The sequence below is a fragment of the Hyphomicrobium sp. genome (assembly GCF_041659645.1).
In the GTDB taxonomy this organism is placed as follows: Bacteria; Pseudomonadota; Alphaproteobacteria; order Rhizobiales; family Hyphomicrobiaceae; genus Hyphomicrobium_B.
This window is the reverse complement of sequence record NZ_JBAZXX010000003.1, coordinates 98,607-114,714: the sequence shown is the minus strand read 5'-3', so window position 1 is coordinate 114,714 and position 16,108 is coordinate 98,607. Positions and strand designations below refer to the sequence as shown.

Genomic DNA, 16,108 nt, shown 5'->3' with positions numbered 1-16,108 from the left:
AACGGGTCATCCCGCCCCCGCTACATGCCCCGAACCATGCAACCGAGCATAAGGATCGTATAAGCCCCGAGCATCGCCCACGATTCATTTCCGGTAACACCGGGGATCTCTGCACCGAAAAATTTCGACATCAGGACGATCACCGTCAAAATCACAGAGAGCATAAACGTAATGATGCCCGGCGCCTTCAATCCCATGTCGTGAACTCCCTCCTCGCTTCTAAATCGAACGCGCATGTCCGCCCCCCTTTGTTTGCGGGTTCAAGTCGCGAATCTATATAGCAGGCGCCGGCGACACCTGAGACGACGCGTCAGCGATTGATGTGGAAAGCTTTGGGGAAGCTCAGACCGATGTGCTGCCGGCCTTCGGATCGGCTCGTGGACCCGAAACCCGCCTCGGCCGGAAGAGGCGGCCGAACCAGAAGAGCACGACGAGGCCCAGAAGGCCCGCGAGACCCACCGCCTGGGGATGTTTGTCCCAGAGCAGAAGCGGCGCAACCCGCCCATCCCAGACGAGCCTTACGTCATGAATGAGGGCGTCCGTCGAAACCCCGGCCGCCGGCGTAAGCATCATGTCGACCGCCGCCGACTGGTCGCTGCTGGCGATGATGCGCTCGCGGACGCGGTGCGAGGCCAGGATTTGCATTTTGGCCGGCTGGGCGGCAACCGCCGCCAAGATTTTTTCCCGAGGCTCCGGCTTCAGCGCTGAAAGGTACCCGGCCAACGCCTTCAGCTCATCCTCGGACAGCGACCTGAGCAGGCTGTTGAGATTGTCGGAGTTCAGCGTGAACAGCATGTCGCGGGCTTCCGGCGACACGCTCGCGATCTTGATGATGGCCGTTCGGTCGTTCAGCGCCAGGATCCTGTCGAGCGAGGCGCGGGTGAGAGCCTTGGGATTGATCCGCTTATGCAACTCGTATTCGACCACGCTTCCAAGCTGGTCGCCCGCGAGCGCCGACCAGTCGAGGCCTGCCTGTATCGATTGCAGGTCCCGCGCGATTTCCATCCCCTTCTCGGGCATGAGATGGACGGCCGTGTTGAGCGAACCATCCTGAAGACGCCTCAGGATCGAAGCTTCGCCTTCGGACGCCACCAAGATCGACACCACTTCGTCGAGCCGGGGCAGCGCCTCGGGTTTCACCCCGTCGAGGAACGCTCTGAATTCGCCGCTCTGGTCTGCAGTGCGCAGCACCAGGGCATGGGCTCGCCGGAACGACTGCCAGACTTCGATGACCTGATCGGCCGCCGCTTGCGCGATCTCCTTGACGTGGTCGTTCATCTGCTGATTGAGCGTGGTGGCAAGCTCGTCGCGGACTTTTTCTTTCGTCGCGGGCGCTTTCATCTCCTGCGCGATGATCGGCAGGACGCCGTTGCGGAAATCCCAGAGGTCCTTGGCGATCAGCACCAGCCCGACGCCGCCCGCGACCACCGAAACAAGCCGCGACAGAACGCTGCCGACGATGCGCTGGCCGATCCGCTCTGCGAGATTGGCAAGCTGCCGGCGCACGATCAGGAGGGTCGCGCCGGCAAGGCCACCACTGGAGTCCTTCAACATCGCTCCGGTCGAAGCGTCGCTCGAACCCTTGCTCGGATCGACAATAACGCCTTTGCTGGCGTCGCCCGCAAGCGCAGTGGCGACCGCGCCGCCGTAGCGCGGCCCGACGTAAGCTTTGAGGCAATCGAGCAGCGACCCCGTTGCGTCGGAACTGGCGAACTCGATTGTCTTGCCGACGTCCTTCGCAACGCCGGCAGCCAGATCCTCGATCCCCGCTTTGACCGCGTCCGAACGATAGACGCGTTCCGCAACCATCGTCGCGAGCTGCTGCGACTTCTCCGCGTAAGCCAGCGACTGCAGCCGCTCCGACCAGCTCGTTTCGTTGGTCACTTCGCCGACCGCGATGTCGACGCGGTTGTCGATGATCTGATCAAGGTTTCTCTGCCGCCATTGCTCCGCGACGAGCACCTTGTAGTCGATCGATTTCGTGCCGTTCGTAATGGCCTGAGTCGTGATCGCGACAACCGCCGCTTTGAGCGCGTTGTCATCCTTGGCTTGGCAAGCCTCATAGTCCGCACGGTTGATCGGCTCCGCCCACGCGGGGAGGGTGGCGATAAGGGGGGAAAGCGGGTTGAGCACCATCGCCGCAACGATCAGCAGCGAAATGGGCGGGCGTGGCGAAAATGTCACTTCAGCTCGGTCCCAGCCTAGTCCTACCGGTGGAGTTCCGCAGGGCGCGGCCGGTAATGCCTGTTTAAGTATAATGGACCTATTGCGGGTGAACAGTGACGAGACAGTCGTAATTCCTGCTTATTCGTCGCCCGGGTCAGGATTTTTTCCAGTTCGCCGGATTTTTGGCCCCTGTCCGGCGGTGTGCTCTAGCGCTCTGTCCATCAGGGACCAAATACCGCGGAACACTGGTAACGTCAGCTCGTGATCCCCACGTCTCTGCTGCAACGCAGCAACACCGTTCGGGGAAATGACCGCGGCATGACGTCCAACTTAACCAAACTGAAGTAAGCCAATGTCAAAAGCTATGGCGTTTTCAGCCACTTCGTAATAGCTTCACAAACCACGTCTCAACTACGGGAATCTGCAAAGAACCTCAAATCTGTGGCGACGCGACAAAGTTGCGTTGGCATCCAAAGCGGACGCGTCGTAAGAGCCACCGACAGGGAAAATAACGAGTTCAACGTAGGTAATGAAAAACCAAGAAAAATTTCAGGCCCCTCGTGGAAGTCTGTACATCCCCGGCGGCCGCTCGGGTGTTCTGTTGATTCATTCTCTCGGCGGTTCGCCGTTGGAAATGAAGACAGTCGCTCACGCGTTGTCTCGCAAGGGTATGACGGTTTACTGCCCCGTGGTTCCGGGCCTCACCTTCGGAACCGACGTCTCGGGCCTCTCGACGTGGCAGGATTGGTATAAGTCTGTCGCGGCGGCCTTCGACCACATGCGGACAGTTTGCGATAACATTATCATCGGCGGTGCTTCGGCCGGATCGATCCTGGCTTTGAGGCTCGCGGCGTATCGCCAGGACCAAGCCTGCGGTCTGATGCTTTACGCGCCGACGCTGTCCGTTAATGGCTGGGCGATCCCGAAAACGATAAAGCTGTTCCACCTCGTCACCGATAAGTGGACCGCTCGTCTGTTCAAGTTCCGCACGCCTGCGCCTTACGGCATCAAGGACGAGCGCGTCCGCAATTTCGCGCTTGAATCGATGCGGGGCTCCGACAACCTCCCGGCCGACATCACCGAGCGTGGCGGCGGCACGGTGTACGAGTTCCTGTCACTCGTCAGAAATGTGCGGCCGATGTTGCCGCTCGTCAAACTCCATACTTTGATTTTCCACCCGCGCCATGACGATCAGAGCGACATCAAGAATACGATGGCGCTTCAGCGTAAGCTCGGCGGATTGGTCGAAGTATCGGTGTTGGACGACAGCTACCACCTCGTGACGCTCGATCGTCAGCGCGGTTATGTCGTTGATCGTACGTCAGAATTCGTCGACCGCACGCTCGCGCGCCAAGCCGACAAGGTCGCCGTTCAGAAGCCCGCTTCGACGACTAGTTCGAAGCAATTGGGGGCGGCTGAGTAGCCGCCGCCTTTGCGGTTTTCTTCTTATGAGATGACTTCGCGACGTCGGCGGCTCCAAGCTTGGAGGCGCCGGCTTCAGCTTTGTTCTTCTTCGTATCGGACGACGCTTGCTTCTTCCGAACGGCTGGAACCGGTGCTGGAACCGGCGGCAGCGCAGCCTGGGAATCGCACGACGGCAGATCGGCGGGGGCGCGAGTCCAGATGAAAGACTTGCCCAGGAAGCGCATGCCCTTGTAGCCGGTCACCTTCAGGGTGTCGGCATCGACGAGATCCAGCGCGACGCTGTACGATTTGCCTTCCTTCGGATCGTAGACCCATCCGTTATCGAAACCGCCATCCGAAATTTTCTCGAGGTCGCCCAAAATCGGAAGACCGCAGATCGGACGTTTGCGCTTCGATGGCTCGGGATTATAGGCGTCAATTTTTGGTTGGCCGTTGTCGGCCATCGGCTCTTTGAGCCAATAAATCTTTCCACAGAGAGTCGTCGGTGTACAGATCTCGATCTTCACTGCGCCCTTGCCGGTATCGTCGTACCAGATGCCGACCTCTCTCGGATCGGCGGCCGCCGGAGCGGCAAAACCCGCGACACTGAGTAAGAGCCCCGCGGCAGCGGAAGCAACGCCTGAACAATTCGCAATGTTGAAGCAACGCATGACAATAAACCGCAGATGAAAGCTCAACTTTCATACTCCTATGCCGCGAAAGAGGCAAAACATTGGAGCCTATTTGTTAAACCCTCGCTAAGGCTTCGGCAATTTTGTCCTTGATCAGTGAAATCGTGAGCTTTGGCGCCTATGCCGGCAAAACGTGACGCGGATCGATTTGGCGTTTCGCTGTGGTAGCAACGAGACAATAGGGTTATACGACCCTGTGATGCACGGGCGCGCCGGTTGTTTGATTTCAGGGCAAGCGCCAAGTACCGGCCTAGAAGGCCCTTTTAGAAACGTTTGAGAGATCCCGCAGGCACATGGTTTTTACGCTCGCGCTCCGTAATTTGCTGCATGATCGCGTCCGCTTGGCGGTGACGCTGGTCGGCATTCTTTTCTCGATCGTTCTCGTGGCCGTGCAACTTGGGCTTTACCTTGGCTCCAGCCGCATGATCACGGCAAACATCGCGCGCTCGAACGCCGATCTTATCGTTACCACGTTTGGCGCCAAGAGCTTCGAAGATGGCGGCCTGCTACTGGGCGATCGCGAACGCCATCAGGCGCTGGCGACACCGGGCGTCGAAAGCGTCGTGCCGATCGTCGTCGCATTTGCTGAATGGCGTAAGCCGGAAGGCGGCTCCTCGCGCGTCGTCTTGATTGGCGCCGATGCTGACGACCAAGGGCTCGTCCCATGGTCGTTGACCAAGGGCACCATCGAGGACATCAAAGCCCCCGACGCCATCGCCGTCGACCAAACGTATCTGAGCGAACTCGGCATCAATGGTATCGGTGACACCGCCCAAGCCGCGAACGGTCGCGTTAAGATCCGCGCCCTGACGGAGGGCATTCGCTCGTTCACCCAATCGCCTTACGCCTACACCACGCTCAACCGCGCGCGCCAACTGTTGGGTGCTGACGACGATAAATCGACCTTCCTGCTTGTGAAGCTGGCCCCCGGTGCAAGCCTCACGGAGGTCCAGCAGGACCTCTCCAAGCGTCTCGATTCAGCCGACGTTTTGACCAAGGACGAGTTCGAATCGCGCAGCCTCAAGCAATGGCTGTTCAAGACCGGCGCGGGCCTAGCCCTCATCGGCGGCGCCATTCTCGGCAGTCTCGTCGGCACCGTGATCGTGGCTCAGACGCTGTATTCGAGCACCAAGGATCACATTCACGAATTCGCGACATTGCGTGCGCTGGGGTCATCAAGGGGCTACATTTACAAGGTCATTCTGGCTCAAGCGGCATTAAGCGCGATCATGGGTTACGTGCTCGGTATGGTGATCGCGCTATTGATACTCTACCTCAGCAGGAACTCGTCGTTGCCATTGGTAATGACACCTGGTTTGGCATTCTGGCTCTTCGCACTCACGCTATTTATGTGCGCGATCTCGGCGCTTTCGGCCATCGTCAAGGTCACGAAGATAGATCCGGCCACGGTGTTTTCGAGATGACAATGACCTCCGTCATGCGGGCAGAAAATATCGTCAAGGAGCTGGGCTCAGGCGCCGGTTTGGTGGTCGCCGTCAAAGGCGTATCGCTGGAACTGGTGCCCGGTGAGCTGACTTTGCTGATGGGGCCATCCGGCTCCGGCAAGACAACACTGCTCTCGATCCTCGGCTGCATCATGAAGCCGACGTCGGGCAGCCTCCGCATCGCTGATACCGTGATCGATGGTCTTTCGTCCGAACAGCTGGCGAAAGTCCGGCGCGATCACATCGGCTTCATTTTCCAGTCCTACAACCTCTTCCCGACGCTCAATGCGCTTGAGAATGTCCGCATTGCCCTCGACGTCCGGGGCATCAAGGGCTTCGCCGCGACAAGCCGGTCCGAAGAGGTGCTGCGTGAAGTTGGACTCGGTCATCGCTTGACCAATTACCCGCGCAATCTTTCCGGCGGCGAGCAGCAACGCGTTGCTGTTGCCCGCGCCATCGCCAGCTCCCCGTCCATCGTGCTGGCGGACGAGCCGACGGCGGCACTCGACAGCGAGAACGGTCATGCGGTGATGGCGCTCCTGTCTCGCATTGCTAAGGAACAGAATCGCAGCGTGCTCGCCGTTACGCACGACCCGCGAACCTTGGGATACGCCGATCGCGTCGTGCGCATCGAAGACGGCAAAATCGTCGGCGAGGAACGCCGGCCGGAAGGCATAGACGCCCCCGAAATCACGGATTTGACGAAGAGGCGCAAGCTGCATGCTTAAGAAGATTAATCCCACGATCACGACCATTGCGGCAGCTGCCGCCCTGGCGCTCGTCGGTGGATTTGGCATCAACGCACTGACCCAAACCGACATCACGGGCTCGGCCCAAGCGGACACGTCGGCACCGGTTCCGCAGTGGGCGGCATCCGCGACGGCGCGCGTCGAACCGAAGGACGGCGAAGTCCGTATCGCCGGTGAAGTCGGCGGCAAGATCGTCGAGGTTCTCGGTAAAACCAACGATCAGGTGAAAGCCGGTGATCTTTTGATCCGCCTCGACGACGAAGATTATTACAACAAGCTTCATGCCGCCGCTGCTGAAGCGAGCGTCCGCGAACGCGAGCGCGCTGACGAGCCCGCAACTGGCCCCGCCCAAGACCGCCGCAACGCCGAAGACGTGCTTTCGAAGGCCCATCGCGCCGTCTTTGCCGCCCACGAAGCTTTTGACACCGCTTACCGCGCCTGGAAAACCGATAAGGGTCCCGAGAACGCCGTCGAAACCGCACGCAAGGATCTGGCCGCCAAGCAAGACGCTTTGACTGCGGCCAGGGCCAAGCTCGCTCAGGTTCAGAACGAACCCGGTATGCCGCTTGAGCAGCGCTTGGAATCATCCCTCGCGTTGGCGCGCTCCGACCTGACGTCATCCGAACTCGCACTTGAGCGCACCCGCATTCGCGCTCCCGCCGACGGCACCGTCCTCAATATTCTGGCGCGTGTCGGTGAAACCGCCGTCCCGTCGCCAGACAGCGCGCTCGTCGCCTTCGGCGACATGTCGAGCCTTCGCCTTCGCGCTGAAGTCGAAGAGCGCGATGCCGCAAAAGTCCACGTTGGCCAGCGCGTCGTCGTGAAGGCCGATGCCTTCCCCGACAAGACATTCGAAGGCACTGTGACGTCGATCTCCCAATCGCTCGGAGCACCGCGCATCGCCACGCGCGGTCCCCGCCGGCCGAACGATGTCGAAGTCGTTGAGGTCATGATCTCGCTCGACGGTCATCCGCCGCTCTTCACCGGCATGCGCGTCGACACGTACTTCAAGCTCGACAATCAGGCTGCCAGTACGAGCAATACGGCCGCCATCACCAAGACGAACTGACGGCAGTCGCCAGAATTTCGAAAAGCAAAAAGGGCATCCGCAACAGTGCGGGTGCCCTTTTCTTTATGCAGTCTGCGCGCGGCAGGTTTGGTTCAAGCCGCCGCCGCGGCCGTCGCGTCGATGTGCGCGGCCAGCTGCGGATCGAGGTTCAGTGCCGACGCGAGCGACGACAAGAACGCCTTCTCGGCAGGCGAGTTGTCGGCGACGGCGATACGCGCCGCAGCATAAAGCTGAACGGCCTCTTGCGGGCTTTCGACGGACTGCGCGAGGTCTTGAACCGAAGCCGGGCTGTTGAGTTCTTTTGCGAAAAACGCCTCGGCTTCGCTGCCAAGTCCGCCTTGCTTCAAGCTGCCCAGGATCTTGTCATGCTCGCTCGGGTCGATCCTTCCGTCGGCATGGGCAGCAGCGATCATGGCTTGAATGTAGAGTTTTGCTGCGTCGTTGCTGACAGCCGACGGCTCGAAACCCGATCCAGCCGGGGGTGGCTCGGCCGAGGCAGCACCGGTGATGAGCGGCCGTCCAGCTTGATAATTCTGCAACGCCTTGTACGCGAGGCCGCCGATCATCGCCAAGGCGCCGACGCGTGCCGCGCTGGCCGCGAGCGAACGGCCGGTTTGCGTGCCAAGCACCAGGCCGCCGAGTCCACCGGCCGCTGCGCCCGACGTGTAAGGGTTGTTCTGAACGAATTCCTTCAGCTGTCCGAGGATCTGCGCAGCCTGCGGATCGGCCGCAAGCCGTCCAAGCACATCGTTCGCGCCGGTCGCTTCACCAATACGCGAGGAACCTTCTTTGACGCCCTGCGTCGCCTGGCCGAAGACTTTCCCGAGGATGTCGCCGATGCTCCCGCCATCCGTGACCGAGCCGCCAGCCTGCCCCAGCTTGTCCTTGATTTGGGAGAGGATATCTCCGAGGTCGGGACTGGAAGCTGTCGGTACCTGACCCGAGCCACCCTGAGGGGCCGCCGATGCTGGCGCCTGTCCTTGCGACAGGCTCTTGCCGATCTGGCTCAGAATATCGCCAAGACCGCCGCCACCCGTTGGCTGGGTTCCCGCCTGTTGCGTTCCACCTGCTCCGCCCCCGGCATTCTTTAGAATCTCATTCAAAATGTCTCCCAAGCCTCCGCCCGTCTGGGGCGAAGCTCCGGATGCAGGAGGTGCAGCACCTCGGACGATGCTTTCAAGAATGGATTTGGCGTCGAACATGGCGGGGGGTCCTTCTGTTTCGGCCATCGTATTGCAACGTAGGCTTACAGTGATACCCGCACAATCTGACGTCTGGACAATACTTTCCGAATTATTCAGCCGGGGCTGGCAATGGGTTGGGCGGGTGCGCGCGAGATTTCGCGGTTTCATTGACCTCGTCGCCGGGTTCATCCGTGGGACCGATGAAACGACCGAAAATCCGCTGCATCAGATGGCCGACGTCATCCATCACGGTAAAGAACGACGGCACGAACACCAGCGATAGCAGCGTCGACACCAGCAACCCGCCGATCACCGCGATCGCCATCGGCGCCCGGAATTCGCCACCGTCGCCGAACGCAAGCGCGCTGGGAAGCATACCCGCTGCCATCGCCAGCGTTGTCATGATGATGGGCCGGGCACGCTTGCGTCCCGCGTCGATCACAGCCGTCTCCCGCCCGATGCCGGACGCGATCTCCTCGATCGCGAAGTCGACGAGCATGATTGCGTTTTTCGTCACGATGCCCATGAGCATCAGAAGGCCGATATAGACCGGCATGCTGATCGGATTGTTCGTGACCAGCAACGCCAATGCGACGCCGCCGAACGAAAGGGGGAGCGACAGCAAGATCGTAACCGGTTGAAACACGCTACCGAAGAGAAGCACGAGCAGTCCGAAGACGATCAGGATGCCGGTCCCCATCGCGGTGATGAAACCTTCCGCGACTTCGTCCTGAACCTCGGCGTCGCCGGATGGTTGCAGAGTAACCGACTTCGGCAGGTTCTGGTCCTCGATGACCTTCAAGAATTTCTCTCGCGCCGTGCTCATCGCCATGCCGCGATCGAGATCGACGCCGACCACCGCACGCCGCAAGCGGTCGAACCGCTCAATCGACGCCGGTCCGCGCCCGAGCGAGACGGATGCGACCGCAGTCAATGGAATGGCCTTGCCGTCCGAATTGGTCAGGCGTAGCTGCTCGATGTGCTTCAGATCGGCCCGGGTGTTTTCCTCAAGCTGCACGCGAATGGGAATTTGCCGATCGCCGATCGTGAACTTCGCGAGATTGAAGCCCGCGTCTCCGATCGTTGCGACGCGGATCGCTTCGGCGATTTGGTCCGGCGCCACGCCGAGGCGCGCGGCAACGTCGAGGCGCGGCACGATGCGGATCTCGGGACGATCCGTCGATCCCGATGCGGCGACGTTTCGGAATCCGGGCACGCTTCGCAATCCGCCTTCGACCTTGCCGATGGCGGCATTCAAATCGTCGCCATCGCGCGACAACATCGAGAACGAAAGCTCGCGCTCGCCGCGCTCGTTGACGTACCAGGCGCGTGTATCCGGAATGTCGGAGATCTTGGCGGCGATGATGGATTTGAGCTGCTTCTGAGTCAGGTTCCGCGCGTCCTTCGGAACAAGCTTCACGTAGAGCGCCGCGCGCCGGACTTCGAGCTGGCCGGTCGGACTCGTGCCGCCGAGCACGAAGACCTGCTCAATCTCGGGAATGCTCTCGAGAGATTTAACGATGTCGTCTGTCTTGTCCTGCGTCTCGTCAAGCTGCGTGCCGGGCGGCAGTTCGACGGCGACGACGACGCGAGATGTATCTTCCTCAGGCAGGAAGCCCGTCGGCAGCAATGTGGTCGCGTAAATCGAAACCGAGAAGAGCGCCACGCCAGTAATGAGCGTGAGGTAGGGGTGACGCAGCGTCATCGTTAGGAAGCGCGTATAGAAACGCATGAGCGGCCCATCGACATGGTGCACTTCCGGAATTGGCCGCAACAGATAAGCCGCCATCATCGGCGTTATGAGACGCGCCACGAGCAGCGAAACGAGAACGGCAACGGCGACGGTCAATCCGAATTGTCGGAAATACTGCCCAGCGACGCCGCCCATGAACGACACCGGCGCAAAGATCGCGACGATCGTCAGCGTGATCGCGATGACGGCAAGGCCGATTTCATCAGCCGCTTCGAGCGCCGCGCGATAGGGCGATTTGCCCATGTGCATGTGGCGCACGATATTCTCGATCTCGACGATGGCGTCGTCGACGAGAATGCCGGTCGCGAGTGTGATGCCGAGCAGGCTCACGAGGTTGAGAGAAAATCCGAGCGCGCTCATTGCCCAGAATGTCGGGATGGCGGCAAGCGGCAGCGCGATCGCGGAGATCATCGTCGCGCGCCAATTTCGCAGGAACAGCATCACGACGAGCACCGCAAGCGCGGCGCCCTCCATGAGCGTCTCCATCGCCGCGACGTAGTTTCCACGCGTGTACGCGACAGCGTCGTCAATTTTCGTCAGGTGAACATCGGGATATTGAGCTTCGAGCTCTTTGAGCGAGCTAGCAACCGCGTCGGACACGGAAAGCTCGCTCGACCCTTTCGTGCGGAAGACCGAGAACGAGACGACCGGCTTGCTGTCGAGCCGCGCGAACGACCGCTGCTCGCTCGCGTCATCGATGACGCGTCCGAGATCCTTGAGCCGGACTTCGCGCCCGCCGCCCATGATGATCTTGGCGTCGCCGAGCGTTTCGACCTGCCGCGCGCCCGCGAGCGTGCGGATGGCCTGCTCTTGATTTCCAACTTCGCCGCGCCCCGAACCGAGATCGACGTTCGTCGCCCGGACTTGGCTGTTCACCTGGGCGGCGGTGATTCCGTAGGCCAGCAGCTTGTCGGGATCGAGATTGACGCGGATTTCGCGATCGACGCCGCCATAGCGTTCGACGCGGCCGACACCCTTGGTCGCCTGCAGCTTGCGCTTGATGACGTCGTCAACGAACCACGACAGCTGTTCCAGTGTCATCCCCGGAGACGTCGCGGCAAACGATTGAATGGCCTGCCCCTCAACGTCGATGCGTTCGACGATGGGTTCGTCGATCGTGCGCGGGAGATCGGCGCGAACTTCAGCGACGGCGTCTCTGACGTCGTTCAATGAACGATCGGTGTCCGTGCCAAGGCGGAATTCGAGGACGGTCGACGATAGGCCATCGGTCAGCGTCGAGGTGATGTGCTTGACGCCGATGAGGTTGGCGACTGCGTCCTCGATGATCTTTGTAACCTGCGTTTCAAGCTCGGCCGGAGCCGCGCCGGATTGTGTCACCTTGATCGACACAATCGGAACGTCGATGTTCGGGAAGCGCGTGACCGGCAGCGATTTGAAGCTGAGCGTGCCGAGCAGCATCAGCACCGCAAACAGAACGATCGCGGGAACCGGACGCCGGATCGACCATGCCGAGATGTTGATTTTCATTACTTCGCCTCGCTCAGCCGCGGCTCGGGAAGAATCGGGCGGACGATGTCGCCGTCGCGCAGAAAGGTTCCGGCGCGCGTCACCACGAGATCACCTTCTTTGACGCCGTCTTTGATCTCGATGAGGTCGTTGGCAACGAGGCCAACCTTGACCATGTGCTTTTGCACCTTGTTGTCTTTGACGATCTGCACCGACACGAGGTCATGATCGAATGCAACGGCCGATGACGGAACGGCCAGCCCGCGACCCGACGCCGTCTCGATCCGTCCCCGTGCATACGAACCGATCCGCAGGGCCGGGTTGGCGCCGAGAAAGATTTTGACCCGTCCGAGCCGCGTCGACTTATCGACCTCCGGCGAGACGAGGCGCACTTCGCCTTCGAAATCTCCGATCTGCGGCACCGTGACGATAGCCTTCTGCCCGATCTTCACATCCTTCAGCTCGGTTTCGACGATTTCCGCATCAAGCTCGATTTGTCCGTTCTCGATTACGCGAAACATCGGTTCGCCATTGGTGGACGCCATGGCGCCGATACGCGCCGTCCGTCTGCTGATGATACCGTCTTCGGGGGACGTCACATTGGTGTTGCTTCGCCGCCAGAGAAGTTCGCGTCGTTGTGCTTCGACCTGCTCCTTGTCGGCGACGGCGGCTTTCAATCCATCACGCGACGCGATGAGCTGCGCCGCCGTTGTGTGCGCGGCGCTTTCGCGCTGATCGTAGGTCGCCCCCGAGAGATATCCGGACTGCTTCAACGGAACCGCGCGCTCAAGCTGAGCGGCCGCCTCCTTGGATTGCGCCTCGGATTGCACGATCTGGCTTTGTGCCTGCGCGATGGCTGCCGCCGAGCGCGCCAAGTTGGCGTCGTTCTGCGCAAGTTGCGCGTCGAGTTGCTCAGCGACGAGCCGCGCGAGAACCTGCCCTTTTTTAACTTTGTCGCCTTCGTCCGCGAGGAGTTCGAGAACGCGCAGGCCTTCGACTTCTGGCGAAACCAGAATCTCTTCTCGCGGCACGAGGGAGCCCGACACCGCAGCAGTCTCGACGAAATTCTCGGTCACAACCTTCGATACGGTGATAGCCGGCGCGGCGACCGGCTTAGCAGCTTCGAGCCGCGCAGCCTGGACCTCGCCCGCGTGCTTCTTCTCGAAGTAGAAATACCCGCCGCCCGCGACGGCTCCGGCTGCTAGAAGGCCAAAGAGAAATTTTCTCAAATTCATTGTCTGGCCTCGCGAGCGGAAGATTTTGACTGAGGCAGGACAGCAGCGTCTGTCGGATTGAGCAAACCGCCGATCATCTCGATGATGATGGGCATCACGGCGCCGACGTCGGCTTCGGGATCGATGGCGCGCCGCCAGAACATCCCGTCACCGAAAACATTGAAAACTTTCACCAGTGTCGGAATGTCGACGCGGGGGGCGATGCGGCCCTCAGCATGAAGGCGGTGGAACAGGGCTTCGAAACTGTCGTTGCAATACTTGTCGACACTCATGAAAATTTCCGCGATCCGCGGGTTGCGCGTCGACTCGATGCCCATCTCGATGACGAAGCGTTGCTTCTCCGCGCTCTCCTCGACCAAATAATGCTCGCCGAGTTCGCGAAGCGCTTCGAGGAAATCCGGCGCTGTCGCGAGCGTCGCGAACCGTCCGGCGAATTCTGCGCGGTCGCGCTCGCACAAACCCGCGATCAGCGCTTCCTTGCTATCGAAGTAGAGGTATAGCGCGCCGGGGGAGACGTGGGCTTCCCGGCAGATCGTCTGCATCGTGGTCGCGTGGAAGCCGCCGCGAGCGAAGCATCGGAGCGCTGCGTCAAGAATGTGCTCGCGCCGCGCGCGTTGGGTATCCGGCTTGAGCCTCGGCATGACCGACTGACCACCCTCAAAAGGAAGGACCGAAAAACGAACAGACGTTCTGTTTGGCGTTGGATTGCGGTGCGATCAAGGCGAATGCATGTTCGCTTTGTAATTTTTTATTGCAGCCGCGCTGAAGGCGATGAAGACGAAAAGTCGGATGTGATTGGCAATAAGCAATTGATTACACAGAAATAATACAAAAAAAGAGGAGCAGTAGGTCCCGCAACCCACCGCTCCTCTCTCAACTGCCCGAGCCTTACGGCCGGGCGGATTTCGCCAGCCTAGCGAGATTCACGAATTCCGCGCGATATCCGAATGGATCGTCGCCGCGTGCCGTCTGCGCGAGAGCGATAACGTCGTCGAACGAGTATTTCGCTTCAAATGGGGCTCCCCTCAGCAGATCGCCGAAGGCCGCCGCCGCGACGGAGAAGCGAACATCTTGCGAAACATCGCCGATCGCTGGCTTTGCAAGCGCATTTGAAATCGGAACCGAGATCAACTCGGACGTGCTTGAGGTTGGTTTCTTATAGCGCAATTTCAAGAAGCCGAATTCGCTATTGTCTGTGCCAGCCACACTTTCGTGTGTGCCGCTCGCCGGCTTCCCGTACCGGAGGTCATCGACGAGGCGCGGCGCACCGGCTGGAGTAATTTCATAAATCGCCGTCACCGTATGGCCGGAGCCGATGTCGCCCGCGTCCACCTGATCGTTGTTGAAGTCTTCGCGAGCGAGTCCGCGTGTCTCGTAACCGATGAGCCGGTATTCTGAAACACGCGCCGGGTTCCACTCGACTTGCGCTTTGACGTCTTTTGCGATTGGGAACAACGTCGATGAGGCCTCGTCGACGAGCACCTTGCGTGCTTCGTTCAAGGTGTCGACGTAAGCCGCCGTGCCGTTGCCGTTCTGAGCCAACGTCTGCATCAAGGCGTCGTTGTGGTTTCCCTGCCCGACGCCGAGGATCGACAGATAAATCCCCGTCGCGCGCTTGCGCTCGATCAAACCTTTCAGTTGATCGCGATCCGTGACGCCGACGTTGAAATCTCCGTCCGTCGCAAGAATGATCCGGTTGACCCCGGCCTTATCGAAATTCGCTTCGGCAAGCCGATAGGCGTCTTCGATCCCGTCGGCGCCGTCCGTCGAGCCACCGGCGCCGAGCGCGTCGATCGCGCCGACGATCTTCTGCTTGTCGGCGATCTTCGTCGGCTCCAGCGCGATGCTGGACCCCGACGCATACGTGACGATGCCGACCGTATCGTCGGGCTGCAACTGGTCGACGAGCATGCGAAGCGCCGTCTTCACGAGAGGCAGCCGGTCGTCGCCGTCCATCGATCCCGAAACATCGAGCAGAAAGACGAGGTTGGCGCGTGGCCGCTCTGCGCGCTTCAGCTCGTAACCCTTGATCGCGATGTGAACGAGCAGGTCTGTCGGCTTCCAAGGCGCGGGCATCACCGTCACCGTCGGCTTGAATGGAATGTCCGGCGTCGCAGGCGCAGGATAGTCGTAAGGGAAGTAGTTGATCATCTCTTCGACGCGCACGGCATCTTTCGGCGGCAGATGGCCGGCGTTGAGCGCGCGCCGAACGAAGGAGTACGAAGCCGTATCGACATCGACGGAGAACGTCGAAACCGGATCGCTCGCGACCTGCTTAACAGGATTGATTTTCGTCGCCTCGAAGACATCACGATCGTTGTATTGCGGTGACGCCGTCGGTTCCTCTTGCGGAATTCCGGCGATGAACGCGCGCGAACGCTCAATCGGCCGCCCCAAGAGATTGCCCGTAAGGTACGATGGCGAGATCTTCCTAAGCCCGTCGTGTTGCGCCCCATCCGCAAGCCCTGCCATTGGCGCGGGCGAAACTGTGTCGAGAGGCAAGGGAGGCGGCGCGGCGGAAACTGAAGCCGATGTTGCGAGGTCCTCACGCGCTACCGCTGCATAAGGAGACGGCGAGTCTCCGGCTCTCAGCTTCTGCTTTTCGTCGACCGCAATGGGCTGAGCATATCGTGCATCGATATCCGGTTTCGAAGGTTCGAGTGTGTCCGAAATAGGTTGCTCTCGCTCGTACGTCTTGAATGCGATTGGCGCTGCGATGACGAGCGCGGCGAGCGATGCTGCGATGGCCATAGTCTGACGTGATGCGTACCCCATGCGAAAACTCCGGTTTGCGTTGCTCGTTCGCATGGGACGAACGGCGCGGATGTTTTCTTGGGATGCGGATTCAATATTTTTGTGCGTGGCGGCCGACGTCGCATCGAACGCAACGAGCGCCGCATCGATGGCCGCGCGCTTTGCCGCCGGGCTCGGAGCGGGCGACGTC

The 16,108-nt window shown here is 60.5% G+C and carries 12 protein-coding genes; 4 read left to right on the top strand and 8 right to left on the bottom strand.

Annotation, left to right across the window (positions count from 1 at the left end; translation table 11 throughout):
• Nucleotides 1–20 precede the first annotated feature (20 nt).
• Nucleotides 21–236, bottom strand: a complete 216-nt coding sequence (locus tag WC811_RS10380; protein ID WP_372644051.1) for a hypothetical protein — start codon at nucleotides 234–236, stop codon at nucleotides 21–23.
• A 106-nt stretch (nucleotides 237–342) separates the two neighbouring features.
• Nucleotides 343–2,184: a hypothetical protein gene (locus tag WC811_RS10375; protein ID WP_372644048.1), complete on the bottom strand. Its 1,842-nt coding sequence runs from the start codon at nucleotides 2,182–2,184 to the stop codon at nucleotides 343–345.
• Between the two features lie 511 nt (nucleotides 2,185–2,695).
• Here WC811_RS10375 and WC811_RS10370 point away from each other — a divergent pair.
• On the top strand, nucleotides 2,696–3,589 hold the full coding sequence (locus tag WC811_RS10370; protein WP_372644045.1) for an alpha/beta hydrolase: 894 nt from the start codon (nucleotides 2,696–2,698) through the stop codon (nucleotides 3,587–3,589).
• On the opposite strand, the gene WC811_RS10365 is transcribed toward WC811_RS10370, so the two are convergent.
• Nucleotides 3,558–4,268, bottom strand: a complete 711-nt coding sequence (locus WC811_RS10365) for a DUF2147 domain-containing protein (RefSeq protein WP_372644042.1) — start codon at nucleotides 4,266–4,268, stop codon at nucleotides 3,558–3,560. The two genes, WC811_RS10370 and WC811_RS10365, sit on opposite strands and share 32 nt — an antisense overlap.
• A gap of 287 nt (nucleotides 4,269–4,555) precedes the next feature.
• Between WC811_RS10365 and WC811_RS10360 the strand changes: the two genes are divergently transcribed.
• From WC811_RS10360 to WC811_RS10350, 3 genes are read left to right on the top strand one after another with little or no spacing between them, the layout of a single operon-like run.
• Complete coding sequence (locus WC811_RS10360) at nucleotides 4,556–5,686, top strand: ABC transporter permease (RefSeq protein ID WP_372644040.1); 1,131 nt, start codon at nucleotides 4,556–4,558, stop codon at nucleotides 5,684–5,686.
• On the top strand, nucleotides 5,683–6,435 hold the full coding sequence (locus tag WC811_RS10355) for an ABC transporter ATP-binding protein (protein ID WP_372644038.1): 753 nt from the start codon (nucleotides 5,683–5,685) through the stop codon (nucleotides 6,433–6,435). The genes WC811_RS10360 and WC811_RS10355 overlap by 4 nt, the downstream gene beginning before the upstream one ends.
• Nucleotides 6,428–7,525, top strand: coding sequence for an HlyD family secretion protein (locus WC811_RS10350; protein WP_372644035.1), 1,098 nt, complete (start codon nucleotides 6,428–6,430; stop codon nucleotides 7,523–7,525). Before WC811_RS10355 ends, WC811_RS10350 begins: the two co-directional genes overlap by 8 nt.
• Before the next feature lie 92 nt (nucleotides 7,526–7,617).
• On the opposite strand, the gene WC811_RS10345 is transcribed toward WC811_RS10350, so the two are convergent.
• The 5 genes from WC811_RS10345 to WC811_RS10325 form a co-directional block, all read right to left on the bottom strand.
• Entirely contained in the window at nucleotides 7,618–8,727 is a 1,110-nt protein-coding gene (locus WC811_RS10345) for a tellurite resistance TerB family protein (protein WP_372644032.1), read from the bottom strand.
• 91 nt (nucleotides 8,728–8,818) lie between these two features.
• Nucleotides 8,819–11,950, bottom strand: a complete 3,132-nt coding sequence (locus WC811_RS10340) for an efflux RND transporter permease subunit (RefSeq protein WP_372644029.1) — start codon at nucleotides 11,948–11,950, stop codon at nucleotides 8,819–8,821.
• Entirely contained in the window at nucleotides 11,950–13,164 is a 1,215-nt protein-coding gene (locus WC811_RS10335) for an efflux RND transporter periplasmic adaptor subunit (protein WP_372644027.1), read from the bottom strand. The genes WC811_RS10340 and WC811_RS10335 overlap by 1 nt, the downstream gene beginning before the upstream one ends.
• Complete coding sequence (locus WC811_RS10330; RefSeq protein ID WP_372644025.1) at nucleotides 13,161–13,805, bottom strand: TetR/AcrR family transcriptional regulator; 645 nt, start codon at nucleotides 13,803–13,805, stop codon at nucleotides 13,161–13,163. The genes WC811_RS10335 and WC811_RS10330 overlap by 4 nt, the downstream gene beginning before the upstream one ends.
• A 247-nt stretch (nucleotides 13,806–14,052) precedes the next feature.
• The gene (locus WC811_RS10325) at nucleotides 14,053–15,915 is read right to left on the bottom strand and encodes a von Willebrand factor type A domain-containing protein (protein ID WP_372645753.1); all 1,863 of its coding nucleotides are present in this window, start codon (nucleotides 15,913–15,915) and stop codon (nucleotides 14,053–14,055) included.
• Between the last annotated feature and the right edge of the window lie 193 nt (nucleotides 15,916–16,108).

Bases quoted from the DNA above. Each gene is read 5' to 3' on its own strand.
- WC811_RS10355 (WP_372644038.1), top strand. From the start codon at position 5,683: ATGACAATGACCTCCGTCATGCGGGCAGAAAATATCGTCAAGGAGCTG.
- WC811_RS10350 (WP_372644035.1), top strand. From the start codon at position 6,428: ATGCTTAAGAAGATTAATCCCACGATCACGACCATTGCGGCAGCTGCC.
- WC811_RS10330 (WP_372644025.1), bottom strand. From the start codon at position 13,805: ATGCCGAGGCTCAAGCCGGATACCCAACGCGCGCGGCGCGAGCACATT.
- WC811_RS10370 (WP_372644045.1), top strand. From the start codon at position 2,696: ATGAAAAACCAAGAAAAATTTCAGGCCCCTCGTGGAAGTCTGTACATC.
- WC811_RS10360 (WP_372644040.1), top strand. From the start codon at position 4,556: ATGGTTTTTACGCTCGCGCTCCGTAATTTGCTGCATGATCGCGTCCGC.
- WC811_RS10380 (WP_372644051.1), bottom strand. From the start codon at position 236: ATGCGCGTTCGATTTAGAAGCGAGGAGGGAGTTCACGACATGGGATTG.
- WC811_RS10345 (WP_372644032.1), bottom strand. From the start codon at position 8,727: ATGTTCGACGCCAAATCCATTCTTGAAAGCATCGTCCGAGGTGCTGCA.
- WC811_RS10340 (WP_372644029.1), bottom strand. From the start codon at position 11,950: ATGAAAATCAACATCTCGGCATGGTCGATCCGGCGTCCGGTTCCCGCG.
- WC811_RS10325 (WP_372645753.1), bottom strand. From the start codon at position 15,915: ATGGCCATCGCAGCATCGCTCGCCGCGCTCGTCATCGCAGCGCCAATC.
- WC811_RS10335 (WP_372644027.1), bottom strand. From the start codon at position 13,164: ATGAATTTGAGAAAATTTCTCTTTGGCCTTCTAGCAGCCGGAGCCGTC.